Origin of the sequence: Flavonifractor plautii ATCC 29863, from assembly GCF_000239295.1 — a bacterium.
In the GTDB taxonomy this organism is placed as follows: domain Bacteria; phylum Bacillota; class Clostridia; order Oscillospirales; family Oscillospiraceae; genus Flavonifractor; species Flavonifractor plautii.
On sequence record NZ_JH417662.1, the window covers coordinates 1 to 2439 of the forward strand.

Genomic DNA, 2439 nt, shown 5'->3' on the forward strand with positions numbered 1-2439 from the left:
GTGCGCCCAGATAGGGCGCTGTGCAAAGCAGTCTAAGGTACTGCCGCACACGGCAGTGTGCGAAACAATCTGCCTTACCGACTAAGGAGAAATCCTTTACGGGAACAGCGCATGGCAGAAAAAGGAATAGTCACCAAAGGACTTAGGTGCGACTGTTTCCTAATGTTAAGAAGATATGAGGATAAGATTGGGTTTATCAAATGTAAGGTTCCAGTTCCTGTTTTTTGCAGGTGTGGGAAAAGTCCTGAAACCCATGTCATAACGCTGTCACGTCATCTTTCACGACGGGACAACTGCCAACACGTTATGAAACAGGCGTGTGAACACGTCACAACGAACCGAAAGCATATCCGACAATCTTCACTAACCTATGCACAGTGCTAACTGGGGATTGCCTAAGTCCGGCTCATTTGCCGGATATGGTAACGGAGGCTCCATAGTAGTCCGAGAGGGATAATGACCCTTACATGGCGAAGGGAGCCAGTTAGTAACATCTAAAATGTAAGAATGAAAGGGAGGAGAAACCTCAATGAAACCAACATCTGAAATTTTAGAGCGTATTGAAAAGTGTTCCAGCGAACACAAAGACGGCGTATTCACAAGACTTTACAGATACTTACTTCGTGAAGATATTTACTACGCCGCCTATCAGAAACTTTATGCAAACAAAGGTGCAACAACACAGGGTATCGACGACGATACCGCAGACGGTTTCAGTGACTTCTATGTAAAAGAGTTAATCCAGTCACTAAAGGACGGAACCTATAAGGCTAATCCTGTAAGGCGTGAGTATATTCCAAAGAAAAACGGAAAGCTCCGTCCGCTGGGTATCCCGTCTTTCCGTGACAAGCTCCTGCAAGAAGTTGTCAGAATGATTTTAGAAGCTATCTATGAACCTGTCTTTGACAGCCACTCCCACGGTTTCAGACCGGGCAAAAGCTGTCATACCGCACTCCGTCAGATTTCTTCTGACTTCACAGGCGTGGTCTGGTTTATCGAGGGCGATATACAAGGTTGTTTTGATAACATCAATCACGAAAAATTGATTGAGATTTTGAGCAGGAAAATCAAGGACAGTCGTTTTCTGAACATCATTCGCCAGTTTTTGAAAGCTGGGTATATTGAGAATTGGAAATACAACGCCACTTACAGCGGTTCCCCGCAGGGTGGTATCTGTTCTCCGATACTTGCAAATATCTATCTGAATGAGCTGGACAAGAAGTTTCGGGAAATCGCAGAACGCTTTGATAAGCCGAGGTCTGCATATCAGACACCGGAATATCATGCGGCAAGCAAAGAATTAAAAAGACTGTCTTATTGGATTGACCATACCGCTGATGAAGCGGCAAGACAAGAACTGATTGACCAGCATAGGGCACAGAAGAAAGCTATGAGAAATCTGCCCTGCAAACCTGCCGACAACAAGAAGTTCACTTTTGTCCGTTATGCGGACGATTGGCTGGCAGGCGTGTGCGGCACAAAAGCGGAATGTGAGGATTTGAAAGCCGAAATCGCTGAATTTCTAAGCACAGAGTTGAAATTAACTCTAAGCGAGGAAAAGACGCTGATAACGCACAGCTCCGAAAAAGTCCGTTTCATTGGCTATGATATTTGCGTCCGCAGAAATCAGGAAGTCAAAGGTCACAGAATGAAAAATGGAACGTGGAGAAAATCCCGTACCCTGCACATGAAAGTTGCCCTGTCTGTTCCCCATACGGAAAAGATTGAGAAATTCATGTTTGCAAAGAAAGCCATTCGCCAAAAGGAAAACGGGGAGTTTCAGCCGATACACCGAGCCGGACTTCTCAACCTTGCGGATTATGAGATTGTGGAACAGTACAATGCCGAAGCAAGAGGATTATGCAACTATTACAATCTGGCTTGTGATTATCACACGCTGGACTACTTCTGCTATCTCATGGAGTACAGTTGCTTAAAGACGATTGCCAACAAGCATAAAACCAGTATCCGCAAAATCATTCGCCAGTATAAAGACGGTAAAACATGGTCTGTTCCTTATGAAACTAAAGCAGGAACAAAACGTGTTCGCCCTGTTAAAATCGCAGACTGTAAGCGTGGCGAAGCGAGTGACATCATTTATCAGAGAAAGAAATTTAGCTGGAAAACCACTATCAGACAACGGCTCAATGCCAGAGTTTGTGAACTATGTGGGTGTAAAGAAGCCGATTTGTATGAGGTTCACGTTATACGGAACTTAAACGAGTTGGGCAATTCTGATTGGGAAACCGTGATGAAAAAGAAGCGGCGAAAAACGCTTGTTGTTTGCAGCAAGTGCCATGAAAGAATACACAGACACTAATCAATACGTCAATTACTAATGGGGAGCCGGATACTTCGAGAGGAGTAAGTCCGGTTCCGAGGGAGGGTGTAGGAAACCTACCGCCAGCGGTGGCAAGGCGCCTTTACCCTACCCTACGA

At 45.1% G+C, this 2439-nt stretch carries 1 protein-coding gene; it reads left to right on the plus strand.

The window, feature by feature from the left end:
* Positions 1 to 529: 529 nt before the first annotated feature.
* Positions 530 to 2320, plus strand: a complete 1791-nt coding sequence (locus HMPREF0372_RS03110) for a reverse transcriptase domain-containing protein (RefSeq protein WP_007488904.1) — start codon at positions 530 to 532, stop codon at positions 2318 to 2320.
* Positions 2321 to 2439: the final 119 nt, after the last annotated feature.

Bases quoted from the DNA above. Each gene is read 5' to 3' on its own strand.
- HMPREF0372_RS03110 (WP_007488904.1), top strand. From the start codon at position 530: ATGAAACCAACATCTGAAATTTTAGAGCGTATTGAAAAGTGTTCCAGC.